The sequence below is a fragment of the Mycobacterium sp. HM-7 genome (genome assembly GCF_053852335.1).
The window spans coordinates 4,623,531-4,638,591 of sequence record NZ_CM132657.1 but is presented as its reverse complement, the minus strand read 5'-3'; the positions used below and the strand labels follow the sequence as shown (position 1 = coordinate 4,638,591).

Below are 15,061 nucleotides of genomic sequence, written 5' to 3'. Positions count from 1 at the left end.
GAGTACGTCGAACAACCCGACTGCGCGAACTGCCGGTAGCAGCTCGCGCAGTCGGGTTTCCACTTCCGGGTACTGCGGATCTGTGGACGACAACGACTCCAGGTGTACGCCAAACCGGTGAATCCTCTACCGGGTCAAGCGTTCTCGCCGTATCAACCGACGGGAGAGGGGTCAGACGCGACCTTGATGACCGCTTTTCCTCGTGTTCCGCCGGACAATGCTTGGTTGAGCGTGTCCCGGGCGTTCTCCAGTCCTTCGACGATGGTCTCGTCGTAAGTCAACGAACCTTCGCCCAGCGCCGCGGCGAGCTTACCGATGATCTCGGCGTAGCGGTCGATGTGGTCGGTGACGATGAAGCCGCGCAGGGTGGCCCGTTGCATGAGCAACTGGTTTGCGTTGCGCAGGCCCGGTTGGTCGCCGTCGTCGTTGTAGGTGTCGTACTCCGAGATCAGGCCACACAGCGATACCCGTGCCCCGATATTCAACCGGCCCAGGACGTGATCCATGATCGGGCCGCCCACATTCTCGAAGTCCACGTCTATGCCCGCTGGGGTAGCTTCGTCGAGCTGCTCACGCCAGTTGTCCGAGTGTCGGTCGACGCATGCGTCGAAGCCCAGTTCCTCCACGAGGTGTCGGCACTTCTCGGCGCCGCCGGCGATGCCGACCACGCGGGCGCCCCGCTGTTTTGCCAACTGACCGGCGATTGAACCGACGGCGCCTCCTGCGGCAGAAACGACGACCGTCTCGCCGGGCTGGGGATCGCCCAGCTCGATACCGACGAACGCTGAAATACCGGTGTGGCCAAGTACTCCGAGGAACGCGGGAAGCGGCGCCGGCAATGGGTCAGGAAGAACCGTGAACGGAATCTCCAGAACGGAATCGTCAGCGACACAGTAGTCTTGCCAGCCGGTGAAGCCCAGGACAATTGCGCCCACGGGCAGATCGTCTCGCCTGCTTTGGACCACCTGTCCGACGCCGAGGCCACGCATCACGGCACCCAGTTCGACCGGCGGGATGTAGGAACGCAACTGGCTCATCCAAACGCGGTTCGTTGGGTCGAGTGACAGGTACAGCGTGCGGATCAATGCCTGTCCCTCCGCGATATCGGGGATGGACTCTTCGACCCACTCGAGATCTTGTTCGGTGACCTGGCCTTGCGGCCGCCTCCGTAGACGGAACAGTCGGTTGGTGGGCGTTGTCATGGCGAATCCTCATCGTCGGCGGTGACTGAAATGGTGGTCGTCGGGGCGTGCGGCACCGCATCGGCAGGGATGACGGCAAGGCCCTGTATCGACTGTAAACGCATAGTCGTTATTAATCAACGCTCTGTCGAATAGGTGAGTGGTTTTCGCGTCGGTTGTAGCCAGTCGCGTTCGGGGCCAACGGATACAGTGGTATCGACATAGTGTTGACTATCAACGACATGTGGTGCACTCTCGATCTTGGCATCCGACTGTGATCGCAGTCGACCGAGAGATGGAGGCGGGCGCATGAGCGTACAAACGGACAACCGCGCGACGGTTGAGCGATTCTGGGGGGCCCTCGATGACGGTCCGCCTCGCGGTGAGGCACTGGAGGTGTGGAAGGAGAACTTTGCCGAAGACGGCGTCTGGGAGATGCCGTTCGCACCCGAGCCGCTCGCTGATACCGTTCCCGGCCGACACCTGATCGGTCATTTCATCGACTGGTTCTTCGCCTCGGTGCCCGACCTCCGGATCGATTCACTTGTCGTGCACGACACGACCGACCCGGAACTCTTCATTCTGGAACTGCACGGAAAGGCGACGGTCACGCAGACCGGCAAGATCTACGCCAACACCTATTGCACACACATGCGCATCCGGGACGGCAAGGTCGTGTTGATCCGCGAGTACTTCAATCCCAATGTGGTTCTGGAAGCATTTGGACGCGACGTGATCGCCGAGGGCATGTCTGCTGTGATGGCAGCCGCCGGAGTGGGGGCTGCACAGTGAAGTTGGAGCCGGAGTTCGCTTACACCGCAGAGCTTGCCGAACCGCAGATCGTGGGCCCGGGCCCGTACGGACTGCGGCAGGTCCTCGCCGTCACCGGAGGCAAGGTCACCGGAAACCGGTTCAGCGGCACCGCCGCCCCCGGCGGCGGAGACTGGCTGCTGGCCGGCGACGACGGCTACGGCCGGCTCGACGTACGGGCCCAGTTCTACACCGACGACGGCGCGGTGATCTACATGAGCTACCAGGGACTGGTCGAGGTCAACGAAGCAGCCGCAGCCGCCCTCGGCGGCGCCGGCGGCGGCACCGACTTCGGTGACCACTACTTCGTCACCACCCCACGCCTGGAATGCGGAGACCCCAGGTACGCCTGGGTCAACCAGACCATCTTCGTCGGACAGGGACGCATCCAACCCGGACCCGTCGTCGAATTCCAGGTCTTCCGAGTCGCGCTGTAACAGAACGGGTTTCATCAACGCGGTAACGGTGGGGCGCCCGCTCTGCCACCGTTGTTGCCGAGGCTGGAACCCAATCGGCGGATGCCTACGCTGTTGCGTGCACGCCGACCGGGCGTACGTCGTTGCGCGGGCGACCGCGTCCGGTTCGGCGGCGCTGTGTTCCCAAGCTGATTGGACTGCAGTTGATTACGACGTTGTCGCACGAACTGCGGCGGATGGCTGTCGGTACATAGCCGCGCAGAGGGGCGAATCATGTTGCAAATAACCGCTACTGGGACGCTTGCCGCGGAGGCCGCCGCCATGATCATGGATCGGTTGAGCCAGAAACTCCCGGCGACGTCGCTGTCCATTCAGGAGATGCTGTGTCGGGAACAGTCGGAGATGGCGGGCGACGGCGAGTTGCTGGCATTGCTCTACGACACGGTCCAGAGCAACCTTGAAACGTTCTTCCCCGCCATCCGCCACGGGATTCCCATTGACCGCATAGTGGCGCCTACCGCAGCCCTCGAGCATGCGCGTCGGATGGCGCAACGCGGTACCCATGTCGAAGAATTGGTCCGGGCCTATTGGCTCGGCTACCAAGATTTCCTCACCATCATCCTCGATGAAATTCAGGCGGCACAGCTTGAGGCCCACCTGGGATTGCTGGTATTCGCGCAGTTATCGGCGAGCTCATTCGCCTATCTGGATCGCGTGTCGCATCAAGTAGTCAACGCCTATCAGGAAGAACGTGATCGGTGGCTGGCCAATCAAAACCAGACGCGGTCACTGCGGGTACGCGAGGTGCTCGACGGCGACGACGATCTCGATATCGACGAAACGTCCCTTCTTATCCGCTATCCGTTGCGCCGGGTTCATCTCGCGCTCGTTCTCTGGTGCCCTGAACAGGAAGATGGCGAGGAACTGGACACCATGGAGCGGTTCGTCGTCGAGTTGTCCGTCGCATTGGGCGCTCGGGAGCGTCCGGTGTTTGTCGCCTCCGATCGCATCACCGGGTGGGCGTGGATTCCGCTCACTGCCGACGCAGCGGCCGGCGATGCGATGGGCCGGCTCCAAGAGTTCGTACGGCTGCATTCGAACCCTCCGTGGCTCGCCGCCGGCAATGCGTTGCCTGGTCTCGCCGGGTTCCGACAGTCACATCGCCAGGCGTTTGCTGCCCGCACCGTGGCGCTCGCGCCGGGCGCACCGCTACGGCGAGTGACCGCGGCCAACGAACCCGGCCTCGTCGTCGCAGCACAGTTCAGCTCCGACTTGGAAAACGCCCGTTCATGGGTGGCGCAGGTCCTGGGCCCACTTGCGTCGGACAATGACAGCGACGAGCGGCTGCGGGACACGTTGTCCGAATTCCTGCGCAACAGATCGAGCTTCAAAGCCAGTGCGTACGAGCTGCACATCCATGTCAATTCGGTGAAGTATCGCGTACACCGCGCCCTCGAACGGCGGGGTAGGCCGATCGAGAACGATCACCTTGATGTGGAAGTCGCGCTGCTGCTATGCCATTGGTACGGCAGGGCAGTTCTGAGCCCGGCCAAGCCCGTGAACAGTGGCGGACGTCCAGCTGCAACAACTGCGACATTGCGTAGCTCGACCGCATAAGCCAGGCGGCGCCCTACGGCCGGTCGTCGAGCGGGGTCCGGGCTGCGCACGCAGGCGGCCGGGAACATTCGCGACGGTGACGCTCCAGTGAGCTTCCACTACTCGAAGTGCTGCACCGCAGTGCCATCGACGCGATAGTCATCCCATCCAGGAGAACCGTTGCGGGCAAACGACACCCACGAACTGTGCATCCGGCGGGCCAGATCCTCCGGAACCGGATCGGGCCCCAGCAGACCCGTCTTCCCGTGCAGCCACGGTGAATCGGCGATGTCGAAGACGAAGGGCAGCTCGACGGTGTGCGCAGCTCCGAGCTTGCCGTCGAGCGCGCTCGAGCGGAAGCCGAAACGGTAGACGTAGGTACCGCGCACCGAGACCAGCGAGTGCGCCCGCGCCATCCGCGCGGAGCCGGAGCCGAAGAGCGCGTCGGTGAGCAGGGCCGAACGCAGCTCGCCGTGAGTGGCACGGGGCAGCCGGGCGGCCAGGTCGTCCACCGTGGCCTGGGAGTCCGAATGTGCCTGGGCCGCAACGGCCACGACATCGCCGTGCTGCGACGTATCGAAGGAGCCCTGAGGTACGAGATAGAGGTTGCCCTCCTCGGCGTTGGTGCCGATGAGCAGGGCGACGTCGGCCGCCGGGCCGAGAGTCAGTGCGTCGGCGGGCTGCCGGTCGAGGACGAGGCTGAACGGGCTCAGGCCCACCAGTGGGTCTGTGGCGGTGGCGGTACGCAGGTCAAGGCCTGCCAGCGTGGGAATCACGGCGACGAACTGTTCGTCAGGAATGCCCGCTAGCCCGTCCACGGTGGGTTCAACGTCCAATTCGGCGGCCGCCGCGCGGGTGACTCGGGCAGCCTGCTCCGGCGTGAATGCACCTGTGCCGCTACCGCTTTGCATGACAGCCTGGCCGAACAATCCGGTGGCTTCCGGTGTGGCGAGCAGGGCTCCCACCAAGGTGGCGCCGGCGGACTGACCGAATAGGGTGACATTTGCCGGGTCACCGCCAAAGACGCTGATCGTGTCGCGTACCCACCTCAGTGCAGCCAGCACATCGAGTAGGCCACGATTGCGCGGCGCTCCGGGGACATCGAGAAATCCCGATACCCCCAAGCGGTAGTTGAGGGTGACCAGCACGACGCCGTCGCGGGCGAATGTCCGGCCGTCGTACAGCGCGGCCCGCGACGACCCGGTGACGAATCCGCCGCCGTGGACGAAGACCATCACCGGTCGCGCGTCGTCGTCGGCGGCGGGAGTGTGCACATCGAGCGTCAGATAGTCCGTGCCGCGCACCCACCCGGGGCCGAAGTACGGGCGCATGTCGAGTGCACCGAAGTCGCGGACAGGCTGGGGCGCCGTCGCCCCGGGACCCGTCCCGTCGCGGACGCCGTGCCAACCCGGGTGCGGTGCCGGCGGAGCGAAGCGGGCCGCTCCGGTCGGGGTGGCGGCATAGGGGATGCCGCGGTAGTGCTCGCCGCTCTGGTCGCGGACGCCGCGCACCGCGCCGGAAGGAGTGCGGACGACGGGAGTGTTGTTCTGAGACAAGGGTTCTCCTGAGATGATGGGTCGATCAACTGATACGGGCGAAGTCGGCCCAGCCCTTGATGGCGAAACTCGAACCGTCCCGCACCACTTCGGCCGCGCCGTGTCCGCCGAGGTGCGCCGGGAAGAGGAGCGCATGCTCGTCGCTGGCGCGGCCCAACAGCTTGTGCCTGGTGTTGCGCGCTTCCGCGGGGTCTTCGCAGAAGCAGCTGTTGGTGTGCGGTGTGACGATCTGCAGCGGGGTGTGGATGAGATCGCCGACGAACACCGCACGGTCTCCGCCGGATGCCAATGTCAAGACCGACGAACCGGGGGTGTGTCCGGGCGCGAGCTCCAGCCGCAGATTCTTGTCGATCTGGTAGGTGTCGTCCCACAACTGGGTCAACCCGGCTTGGTGGATCGGGGCGACACTGTCCTCGAACACATTCATACTTCCGCGGCTGGCGGCGGCTTGGTGGCCATTGGCCGGGTTCCAGAAGTCAAAATCCCGTTGTGGCATCAGATAAGTCGCCTTCGGGAAGGTGGGCACCCACGTCGAACCGTCCAGTCGGGTGTTCCAGCCCACGTGATCGATGTGCAGGTGGGTGTTGATGACCAGGTCGACGTCCTCAGGTGCGACGCCTGCGGCGGCCAGGTTGTCGAGGAACGCGGTGTCGAGGTGGTTCCATACCGGGACATACGGCCGGTCCTTGTGGTTGCCGACGCCGGTGTCGACCAGGATGGTGCGTCCCTCGCTGCGCAGCACCCAGGTCTGGATCGCCGAGATGCACTGATCGGTAACAGGATCCCAGAAATCCGGGGCCAGCCAGTTCCTGTTGGCTTCCCAATCGTGGTCGGTGCTGTCCGGGAAGAACTCGTCGGGCCCCATCTGCACGGAGCCGTAGTACTCCTTGACACGGGTGACGGTGACGTCGCCCAATTCGATCTGTTCCATTTGACTCCCTTGGACATCGCGGTGCTCACCCGAGTCTGTCGACGCGCACGGGGGGCGGCCACACCTCGTCGGTCCTATCCCTGGCAGGGGGTGGCTGGGATCCGGCTGCGCACGGATACTGAAGAAATGCACGGACCTGGGCCGCTCGGAGAGTTCCTCCAGGCACGGCGCGCACGTACCCGCCCTGAAGACATCGGCGTGCAGGACCTCGGTACGCGCCGGCGCGTGCAGGGTCTGCGACGCGACGAGGTGGCACACCTGGCGGGAGTCAGCGTGTCGTACTACACGCGGCTCGAGCAGGGGATCTCCCGCGGCGCATCACCTGAGGTCCTGGAAGCGATCGCTGGTGCGCTGCAACTAGATACGCACGAACGTGACCACCTCGAACGGTTGGCCGGGGCTGCCCGGCGGACACCGCGGCCGCGACGCCCGCGGTCAGAGAAGGTGAGCGACGAGACGCGGGATCTGATGCGTGCCCTCGACGGGACGCCGGCGCTGGTTCTGGGCCGGCGCACCGATGTCCTGGCCTGGAATCACCTGGGGCACGCACTGCTGGCTGGACATGTGGACCGGTCCGCCGTAGACGATCCGGCGAACCGGCCCAACATGAGCCGGATGGTGTTCCTGGACCGACACAAGCGCGAGCTGTACACAGACTGGCGACGCAAGGCGCGGGCGGTGGTGGGCAATCTGCGTATCGCCGTGGGTCGGTACCCGGACGACCGTGACCTTGCCGCCCTTATCGGTGAGCTGACGATGAAGAGCCCGGAGTTCGTCAACATGTGGGGCGATCATCGGATCACTCCCTGCGACGCCGCGTCCTACGACCTGCACCATCCTGCAGTCGGCGCCCTGACTGTCACCCAGCAGACGCTGGCCATCGCGCGCTCGCCCGGGCAGAGCCTGATCGTGGTCACCACGACCGCGGGGTCACCATCGGAACGGGCGCTGGCGCTGCTGCGGACTCTGGGCACATCCGTGCATGAGCGTGAGCTGCCCGAGAAGTCGCGCCCCTGAGGCTCACGGGTCGGCGAACCGGCCACCCACGCCACAAGCGTCTAGAGGCGACGCCCGGCTTCCTCGAGGACGTTGTGCAGGATGTCGTAGATCGCGTCGAACTCCTTCTGGCCGCTGATCAGTGGTGGAGCCAGCTGGATCACCGGGTCGCCGCGATCGTCCGCGCGGCAGTACAGACCCGCCTCCCACAGTGCGGGGGTCAGGAAGCCGCGCAGCAGGCGCTCGGACTCTTCGCCGTTGAAGGTCTCCCTGGTGTCCTTGTCTTTGACGAGTTCGATGCCGTAGAAGAATCCTTCACCGCGGACATCGCCGACGATCGGAAGGTCGTACAGCTGCTCGAGTGTTGCCCTGAACATCGGGGCGGTCGCTTTCACGTGGGCATTGATGCCCTCACGCTCGAAGATATCGAGGTTGGCCAGCGCCACGGCGGACGACACCGGGTGCCCGCCGAAGGTATAGCCATGGGCGAACATCGTCTTGCCGTCGTTGAAGGGTTCGAACAGGCGGTCGCTGGCGATCATCGCGCCGATCGGGGAGTAGCCGGATGTCAAACCTTTTGCGCTGGTGATGATGTCGGGGACGTAGCCGAAATCGTCGCAGGCGAACATCGAACCGATGCGGCCGTAGGCACAGATCACCTCATCGGACACCAGCAGTACGTCGTACCGGTCGCAGATCTCACGGACTCGCTGAAAGTATCCCGGTGGTGGGGGGAAGCATCCGCCTGCATTCTGCACTGGCTCCAGGAATACCGCGGCGACGGTATCGGGGCCTTCGAATTCGATGGCCTCGGCGATGCGGTCGGCGCAGTACCGGCCGAATGCCTCCTGGTCGTGTGCGTAGGCGTCGGGCGCACGGTAGAAGTTGGTGTTGGGTGCGCGAAAGCCGCCGGGGGTGAGCGGTTCGAATGGCGCCTTGAATGCCGGGATGCCGGTGATCGCCAGGGCGCCCTGAGGGGTTCCGTGATAGGCGATGGAGCGCGAAATGACCTTGTGTTTACCGGGTTTTCCGGTCAACTTGAAGAACTGCTTGGCCAGCTTCCACGCACTCTCCACTGCTTCGCCGCCGCCGGTGGTGAAGAAGACTCGGTTCAGGTCGCCCGGTGCATAGTTGGCGATGCGCTCGGCCAGTTCGATCGCGGGCGGAGTCGCGTAGGACCACAACGGGAAGAAGGACAGTTGCTCGGCCTGGCGGGCAGCCGCCGCCGCAAGTTCCTCGCGGCCGTGCCCGACCTGCACGACGAACAGGCCCGAAAGCCCGTCGATGTAGCTTTTGCCGCGGTCGTCGAAGATCGTGATCCCCTCACCGCGGGTGATGATGGGCGGGGCGATATCGGTCCCATGACGGGCGAAATGACCCCACAGATGCCGTTTGGCCTTGGCCGCCAGGTCGGTTGAAAGTGATTGCGCTGCATTGATTGTTGTCATCGCGTGCCCCAGTTGTATTGCTGTTTGACGAGTTTGAGGTAGACCAGCGTTTCAGTGGACAGCACCCCCGGTACCGCTCGAATCTTGCTGTTGAGCAGGTCGAGCAGGTGGCTGTCGTCTTCGCAGACGACCTCGATGATGATGTCGAAGGTTCCGGCGGTCAGCACCACGTAGTCCACGGACGTGATGGCGGCCAGTTTGTCGGCGACCTTGGTGGTATCGCCGGTGCATCGAACGCCGATCAAGGCCTGGCGTCCGAAGCCCAACTGAACCGGGTCCGTCACGGCGACGATCTGCATGACACCGGCGTCGATCATGCGCTGAACACGTTGGCGCACGGCCGCTTCCGACAGTTCGACCGCTTTGCCGATGGCGGCGTAGGACTGCCTGCCATCCTGCTGCAGCTTTTCGATGATCTCTTTCGAGAGCTCGTCGAGTTGGAATGCGGCGCTGCCACGAGTTGGGTTGCTTCGCCCAGACATCGCCGTGGCATCAGGAGGTGCGTCTGGGATGGCCATAGGTCCATCATGCACGGATTTCGTTGTTGAAGACAAGATGTACGACGGAATCAATCGTCATAGCTCTGATTTCAAGTGGAAACCGCAACAATGTTGAGGTAGCGTGCAAGATCGTGAGCGCAGGTGCAGGCCAGGTCGTCGCCGGTAGTTTCATCAACGGGAGGTCCGTGACAACGGGCGGTAGGCCATTCGAAGTGATCAACCCGGCGACGGGTGCTGTCGCGGCGTCATATGCGCTGGCGACGCCGGCTGATGTGGACGCTGCAGTGGCCGCGGCCCGTGCCGCACAGCCGAGCTGGGCCCGGGCAACTCCGGCCGAGCGGGCCACGGTTCTGGCTCGGTTGGCCCGACTGGTCGCCGAGAACGCTGACGAGTTCGTGGGCCAGGAGGTGAGCCAGACCGGTAAACCGGTCCGGCTGGCGGCAAACTTCGACGTGCCGGGCAGCGTTGACAACATCGACTTTTTTGCCGGTGCCGCCCGGCATCTCGAGGGCAAGGCCACTGCCGAGTACTCGGCCGATCACACGTCAAGCATCCGACGTGAGGCGGTCGGCGTGATCGCCACCATCACGCCGTGGAACTACCCGCTGCAGATGGCGGTCTGGAAGGCGTTGCCCGCGTTGGCGGCTGGCTGTGCCGTGGTGATCAAGCCTGCCGAGATCACCCCGCTGACCACGCTCACGCTGGCCAGGCTGGCAATCGAGGCCGGGCTGCCTGAAGGCGTGCTCAATGTGGTGACCGGGCTGGGCGCGGACGTCGGCGCAGCCCTCGCCGGGCACCGTGATGTCGACATGGTGACGTTCACCGGCTCGACGGCAGTTGGTCGCCGAGTGATGACGACGGCAGCGGCACACGGCCACCGCACTCAGCTCGAACTGGGTGGCAAGGCGCCATTCGTGGTGTTCGACGACGCAGACTTGGATGCGGCCATTCATGGCGCGGTGGCGGCGTCCCTGATCAACACGGGCCAGGACTGCACCGCGGCGACGCGCGCCATCGTGGCGCAACCGTTGTACGACGATTTTGTGGCCGGCGTCGCCGAACTGTTCGGCAAGGTCGTGACCGGCGACCCGTACGACCCGAATACCGATCTGGGACCGGTGATCTCGACGCCACACCGGACCAAGATCGCAGCGATGGTGGACCGGGCGCCGCAGCAGGGCGGCCGGATCGTCACCGGCGGTGCCTTGCCGGAGGGGCCCGGTTCGTTCTACCCGCCCACGTTGATCGCCGATGTCGCCGAGGGCTCCGAGGTGTACCGCGACGAGATCTTCGGCCCCGTTCTGACCGTGCGGCCCTTCATCGGTGACGACGATGCGCTGCGGCAGGCCAACGACACCGAGTACGGGCTGGCGGCATCGGCATGGACTCGCGACGTGTACAGGGCCCAGCGGGCAGCGCGTGAAATCCATGCCGGCTGTGTGTGGATCAATGATCACATCCCGATCATCTCCGAAATGCCACATGGTGGTGTCGGCGCTTCCGGGTTCGGCAAAGACATGAGCGCCTACTCATTTGAGGAATACCTGACCATCAAACACGTGATGAGCGACATCACCTCGGTTGCCGCAAAAGACTGGCATCGAATTATTTTCGCCAAGAGGCAATAGCCCCGCGCGATTGTCGACGCCAACTGCGGGCGCAAAGCCCTGCGGAGCATTTCACGCGATAAATTCCACGGAATTCAGACTCGACGGACTCTGTCCGGATATGGCTGTGTTGTAACGCTATTCAGTCTGTGGTCACTGGTCTCCAATGTCTCTGCTGAACCAGCTGAGGGCTAATCAGATCAATGGTTTGAGTGCCATGTTCGGTTGGATTGTTTAGCGTCCTGATAGTCGGTGGGCGAATGTGATCGGGAATGCGCTCAAGGCTGACCAACAATGACGGATTTCTCTCACGACTGTTACGCAAGCCGGCGATTCCGTTAGTGCATGTAACATTCTTTGCCGCTTCCTGTAACACCCCGACCCTAAAGTCTTCCAAGGGTGATGGTGAACCGAAAGTGGCTGTCCCGCTTGGTCGCTCCGCCTTGTACAAACATCAGCCGTCGGCGCCGTAGCCGGCATGCGATCCGTGGCGTCTTCATGGACCGACCAATCATCATTGAGGAGGCGATCAATGCCGTCAATATCCAATGTCGAGCGGCTCGAGGAACTCAGAGACGCTCAGCAGAATGCAGATACCGGACTTGCGGCTGCCAGCATGAGCGGTGTCGAGCTCGTCGCGCAGTCGACTGCCGGCATCGCGCCAAGTGCCGTAATGGTCTCCGGCGCAACCCTTGTGGCTGCCAGCGCCAGCGCAGGCACCTTGTATTCCTACGCCGTCTCATTGTGCGTGCTGCTCTTGGTGGGCTGGTGTGTATCCCGGGCCGCGCGGTTGCGTCCGGGAGAGGACTTGCTCTCACATATCACCGCCGCGTTCGGTCGAGCGGTCGGGTTCGTCGGGTCGACCGGTCTCGCTCTCGGGTACCTGCTCATCTCCGTCGGCTGCGTCGCCCAATTCTCCCAGTACACCAAACCCCTTCTCGGAGTGGCTCCACCGGTGAGCGCCGGAGCGCCCGCTACCTCGATTTCGGTCACGGTGGTTTTGGAAATCCTGTGCGTGGTCTGCGCGGCATGGATGATGATCCGCGGCGTCCGGATCTCCGCATGGACCGGTGTGGTGCTCGAGGTGCTTTCTATCGGAGCAATTCTGTTGGTGTGCACCATGGTTCTCCTTCATCATGGGTTCAGTCTCGCGCCGCTCATGCCCACCGGAATCACGGTGCAACAGGTGGTCAGCGGCATGGTCTTGGCGACCTTGGGTTTCGTCGGGTTCGAGTCGGCCGCGTGTTTGTCCGTCGAGGCCAAAGACCCACAGCGCACAATCCCACGGGCTGTCACGGGCAGTGCGCTCCTAGCCGGCGCGCTCTACCTGTACGCGTCTTACGCGCAGATTGTCGGATTCGGCGGTGCTGACAACCTGGCCGCCGATGCAACGCCATTGAATACATTGGCCGATGGCCTTGGCTTCCACTGGCTTGCGTTGGGCATCGATCTGGGCGCGGTGGCCTCGAACTTCGCCTGCGTCACCGGCTCGCTCACGGCGGCCAGTCGGGTACTGCGATCGATGGGGGAGTCGCAGCTGGTGCACCGCAAGATGGCGGCGACGCATCCCATTCGCAAGACCCCGCATGTTGCGATCATCTTGCTCAGTGTGGCGGCCCTGATCGCGGCACTTGGCCTGGGAATCAGCGGAATCAACGAACTCGATGTGTATTCCTACACCGGTACCTTGGGAACCTTTGGCTACATGATTGCCTACATGCTGATGGGATTGGGTATTCCGATTCTGGTGCGACGCCTGACCCCACAGGCCGGCATTGGTGCCGCCGTCATAATCGGGATGACCGTCACGTGCTGCCTCGGGTATGTCTTTTACCGCAACGTGTATCCGCTCCCGGCCTGGCCCGCAGCCTTGATGCCGTGGATCTTTTTGGCAGTGCTGCTTGCCGCGGCCGCGTGGTATGTCGCCGGACCGGCCCGCATCGCCCGCAGGCAGACCCGCGAATCGTCGGTGGCAGCGGAGCCGGCGCCCGAGCCCGCGAGGTGAGGCTCAAGGCACTCCATCGGATACGGAGACAGGAGGCCTCCGGGTAACAGCGTGACCAACTCCATTGCTCCGGAAGGGGTCGGGAGCCAAGTCGGTGAAGCCGCAAGCGATGTCCGCCATCTCAGCGCTGAACCCTTTAGGGCGGCGCTGTTTTGGCGCTCATCGCGCAACGATCCGGCCAGTCGCCGCATTGCCCCGGTGTGCGGCTACCTGTCGAAGCAGGACCCCGGCGGTGACGTGGTCATGGCGATCGCGGCCTGGTCGTCATCAAGGGCATCGACCGGCAGCTTGTCCTGTCCATCGCGAGCGCGCAGGCCGTCGAGGAAGATCGCCACATACCGCCGCCAGAGATCGGCGTCGACGTGCCCGGCGAATTCGCTGACGGTGCCCGCCAGGAGACCCAGGATCGGCATGTCGCTGTCGGAGATGCCCGGTCGCAGATAGCCGTCTTTCTGCGCGCGCTCAACAAGTTTCGCGATCTTCGGGACCAGGCGGGTACGTGCCGCGTCCACCCGATTGCCGCAGCCGTTCTGGCTGTACAGGATTTCTCTCAGACCGCGGTCGGTGGCCGTCTGCTGGCACATCTGTTCCACGAACCAGGCGAAGCCTTGCCAGGAATCGTCGAATGCCAATGCCTCGTCGGCCACCGCGGCGATCTCGTCGATCGCATCCTCGAAGATGGCCTCGAACAACTCTTCTTTCGTGGGAAACCTGCGATATACCGTGCCGACGCCGATTCCGCCGTGATGTGCCACCTCGTTGAGCGTCGCGCTCAGGCCCTGCGTCGCGAACAGATCGCGGGCTGCGTCGATCACGCGCTGACGGTTGCGCACGGCATCTTTGCGCAGCGGTCGATCTGTGGTCGGGCGGGTCATCACCTACGCAGTGTAATCCGAGACACTCTTACGGTAAGTGGATTGACTTCATCCACTTGCCTGAATAACTTCATGCCGGACGCTGCGATCGACTCACGGTTGTGGTGCTCCGCGATCAGGAGGGCGCGCAGCATGACGCGACATCACCGGGCCGTACCTGCGTTGGCCGCCGCCGGTATCGGACTTCTTGTGGCAGTGGCCAATTCAGGACCTGCGTACGCTGATCCCGATACAGACTTCGCCAATCAGCTACATACCTATGGGATCTATGGCCCGAAGGACTACAACGCCTGGCTGGGCAAGATCGCCTGCCAGCGGTTGAGTAACAACGTCGACCATGACGCCTACCAGTCGGCGAAGTTCCTCGCCGCCAACTTGTCCCGGCAGAACGCTACTCAGCAGAACTGGCAGTTCCTCGGTGCCGCAATAGATTACTACTGCCCGGATAAGCGCTCTGTGCTGGAAGCTGCCGCGCATCAGTCGCAAATGGGAGCCCCCGCATGATGTCGCCCTCGCTCCGTATCGGGTTGGCTGCCATGATGTTTGGCCTTGCGGCGGCCGCTCTGCCGCTGGCCGGTCCCGCTGCCGCTGATGCGAGCGACGACTACCCGATCCCGCACCGGATCATCGTCACCACCTGCGATGCCGAGCAGTACCTGCAGGCGGTGCGTGACACCAGTCCGGTGTACTACCAGCGCTACATGATCGATCGGAACAACCGGCCCGTCGATATCCAGCAGATGGCCGAGGATCGTATTCGTTGGTTCTTCTCCCTGGATCCGGCCGCCCGCCGGCAGTACTCCGAGGACACCGCCACCAACGTCTACTACGAGCAGGTGGCCACCCACTGGGGTAACTGGGCCAAGGTGTTCTTCAACAACAAGGGCGTGGTCGCCAAGGCCACCGACGTGTGCCTGAGCTACCCGGCCGGCAACATGCAGGTCTGGGACTTCGCGTCCAATAGCTGAGTGGCGTGGGCCTGGGTTTTCGGGCCACGTGTTTTCCGGCGCAATTCACGCCAACTCGCCCACGGCAGGAATGCGGCAGGCCTGCGTCGGGTTGTAACGAAGACGACACTTAAATGGATGGACTCTATCCACTTTTTCCGTTAGGTTACCTAGCTAGATGTACGGGGCCCGC

At 63.6% G+C, this 15,061-nt stretch carries 14 protein-coding genes; 8 read left to right on the top strand and 6 right to left on the bottom strand.

From position 1 onward, the window contains the following. Positions 1–152: 152 nt before the first annotated feature. Positions 153–1,202 carry an NADP-dependent oxidoreductase gene (locus tag ACWW1C_RS22330; RefSeq protein WP_455980306.1) on the bottom strand — a complete coding sequence of 350 codons (1,050 nt, stop codon included), beginning with the start codon at positions 1,200–1,202 and terminating at the stop codon, positions 153–155. Between the two features lie 288 nt (positions 1,203–1,490). Here ACWW1C_RS22330 and ACWW1C_RS22325 point away from each other — a divergent pair, with 288 nt between their 5' ends. The 3 genes from ACWW1C_RS22325 to ACWW1C_RS22315 all read left to right on the top strand — a co-directional run bounded on the left by ACWW1C_RS22325 (position 1,491) and on the right by ACWW1C_RS22315 (position 4,024). Further along, positions 1,491–1,973, top strand: coding sequence for a nuclear transport factor 2 family protein (locus ACWW1C_RS22325; protein ID WP_455980305.1), 483 nt, complete (start codon positions 1,491–1,493; stop codon positions 1,971–1,973). Further along, complete coding sequence (locus tag ACWW1C_RS22320; protein WP_455980304.1) at positions 1,970–2,428, top strand: DUF3237 domain-containing protein; 459 nt, start codon at positions 1,970–1,972, stop codon at positions 2,426–2,428. The genes ACWW1C_RS22325 and ACWW1C_RS22320 overlap by 4 nt, the downstream gene beginning before the upstream one ends. 252 nt (positions 2,429–2,680) lie before the next feature. Continuing rightward, positions 2,681–4,024, top strand: coding sequence for a PucR family transcriptional regulator (locus ACWW1C_RS22315; protein WP_455980303.1), 1,344 nt, complete (start codon positions 2,681–2,683; stop codon positions 4,022–4,024). A gap of 98 nt (positions 4,025–4,122) precedes the next feature. Here ACWW1C_RS22315 and ACWW1C_RS22310 read toward each other — a convergent pair whose 3' ends face one another. Beyond that, entirely contained in the window at positions 4,123–5,559 is a 1,437-nt protein-coding gene (locus tag ACWW1C_RS22310; RefSeq protein WP_455980302.1) for a carboxylesterase/lipase family protein, read from the bottom strand. Positions 5,560–5,584: 25 nt separating this feature from the next. Further along, positions 5,585–6,490, bottom strand: coding sequence for an MBL fold metallo-hydrolase (locus ACWW1C_RS22305; protein WP_455980301.1), 906 nt, complete (start codon positions 6,488–6,490; stop codon positions 5,585–5,587). Between the two features lie 126 nt (positions 6,491–6,616). Here ACWW1C_RS22305 and ACWW1C_RS22300 point away from each other — a divergent pair, with 126 nt between their 5' ends. After that, positions 6,617–7,507, top strand: a complete 891-nt coding sequence (locus tag ACWW1C_RS22300; protein WP_455980300.1) for a helix-turn-helix domain-containing protein — start codon at positions 6,617–6,619, stop codon at positions 7,505–7,507. 41 nt (positions 7,508–7,548) lie between these two features. Here the strand turns inward: ACWW1C_RS22300 and ACWW1C_RS22295 are convergent, their stop codons facing one another. Both ACWW1C_RS22295 and ACWW1C_RS22290 read right to left on the bottom strand, forming a co-directional pair. Next, entirely contained in the window at positions 7,549–8,934 is a 1,386-nt protein-coding gene (locus ACWW1C_RS22295) for an aspartate aminotransferase family protein (protein ID WP_455980299.1), read from the bottom strand. Continuing rightward, complete coding sequence (locus ACWW1C_RS22290; protein WP_455980298.1) at positions 8,931–9,452, bottom strand: Lrp/AsnC family transcriptional regulator; 522 nt, start codon at positions 9,450–9,452, stop codon at positions 8,931–8,933. The genes ACWW1C_RS22295 and ACWW1C_RS22290 overlap by 4 nt, the downstream gene beginning before the upstream one ends. Positions 9,453–9,565: 113 nt before the next feature. Here ACWW1C_RS22290 and ACWW1C_RS22285 point away from each other — a divergent pair, with 113 nt between their 5' ends. Further along, positions 9,566–11,062, top strand: a complete 1,497-nt coding sequence (locus ACWW1C_RS22285) for a gamma-aminobutyraldehyde dehydrogenase (protein WP_455980297.1) — start codon at positions 9,566–9,568, stop codon at positions 11,060–11,062. A 466-nt stretch (positions 11,063–11,528) separates the two neighbouring features. Beyond that, positions 11,529–13,046 (top strand): APC family permease, encoded by a 1,518-nt coding sequence (locus tag ACWW1C_RS22280; protein ID WP_455980296.1) that lies wholly within the window; start codon positions 11,529–11,531, stop codon positions 13,044–13,046. A 206-nt stretch (positions 13,047–13,252) separates the two neighbouring features. Here the strand turns inward: ACWW1C_RS22280 and ACWW1C_RS22275 are convergent, their stop codons facing one another. After that, positions 13,253–13,921, bottom strand: a complete 669-nt coding sequence (locus ACWW1C_RS22275) for a TetR/AcrR family transcriptional regulator (RefSeq protein ID WP_455984394.1) — start codon at positions 13,919–13,921, stop codon at positions 13,253–13,255. 132 nt (positions 13,922–14,053) lie between these two features. Between ACWW1C_RS22275 and ACWW1C_RS22270 the strand changes: the two genes are divergently transcribed. Both ACWW1C_RS22270 and ACWW1C_RS22265 read left to right on the top strand, forming a co-directional pair. Continuing rightward, positions 14,054–14,425 (top strand): DUF732 domain-containing protein, encoded by a 372-nt coding sequence (locus ACWW1C_RS22270; RefSeq protein WP_455980295.1) that lies wholly within the window; start codon positions 14,054–14,056, stop codon positions 14,423–14,425. Next, on the top strand, positions 14,425–14,889 hold the full coding sequence (locus tag ACWW1C_RS22265) for a DUF5078 domain-containing protein (protein WP_455984393.1): 465 nt from the start codon (positions 14,425–14,427) through the stop codon (positions 14,887–14,889). The genes ACWW1C_RS22270 and ACWW1C_RS22265 overlap by 1 nt, the downstream gene beginning before the upstream one ends. Positions 14,890–15,061: the final 172 nt, after the last annotated feature.

Excerpts from the sequence above, each read along its gene's own strand:
- ACWW1C_RS22330 (WP_455980306.1), bottom strand. The coding sequence starts at position 1,202 with ATGACAACGCCCACCAACCGACTGTTCCGTCTACGGAGGCGGCCGCAA.
- ACWW1C_RS22325 (WP_455980305.1), top strand. The coding sequence starts at position 1,491 with ATGAGCGTACAAACGGACAACCGCGCGACGGTTGAGCGATTCTGGGGG.
- ACWW1C_RS22315 (WP_455980303.1), top strand. The coding sequence starts at position 2,681 with ATGTTGCAAATAACCGCTACTGGGACGCTTGCCGCGGAGGCCGCCGCC.
- ACWW1C_RS22305 (WP_455980301.1), bottom strand. The coding sequence starts at position 6,490 with ATGGAACAGATCGAATTGGGCGACGTCACCGTCACCCGTGTCAAGGAG.
- ACWW1C_RS22300 (WP_455980300.1), top strand. The coding sequence starts at position 6,617 with ATGCACGGACCTGGGCCGCTCGGAGAGTTCCTCCAGGCACGGCGCGCA.
- ACWW1C_RS22295 (WP_455980299.1), bottom strand. The coding sequence starts at position 8,934 with ATGACAACAATCAATGCAGCGCAATCACTTTCAACCGACCTGGCGGCC.
- ACWW1C_RS22290 (WP_455980298.1), bottom strand. The coding sequence starts at position 9,452 with ATGGCCATCCCAGACGCACCTCCTGATGCCACGGCGATGTCTGGGCGA.
- ACWW1C_RS22275 (WP_455984394.1), bottom strand. The coding sequence starts at position 13,921 with ATGACCCGCCCGACCACAGATCGACCGCTGCGCAAAGATGCCGTGCGC.
- ACWW1C_RS22270 (WP_455980295.1), top strand. The coding sequence starts at position 14,054 with ATGACGCGACATCACCGGGCCGTACCTGCGTTGGCCGCCGCCGGTATC.
- ACWW1C_RS22265 (WP_455984393.1), top strand. The coding sequence starts at position 14,425 with ATGTCGCCCTCGCTCCGTATCGGGTTGGCTGCCATGATGTTTGGCCTT.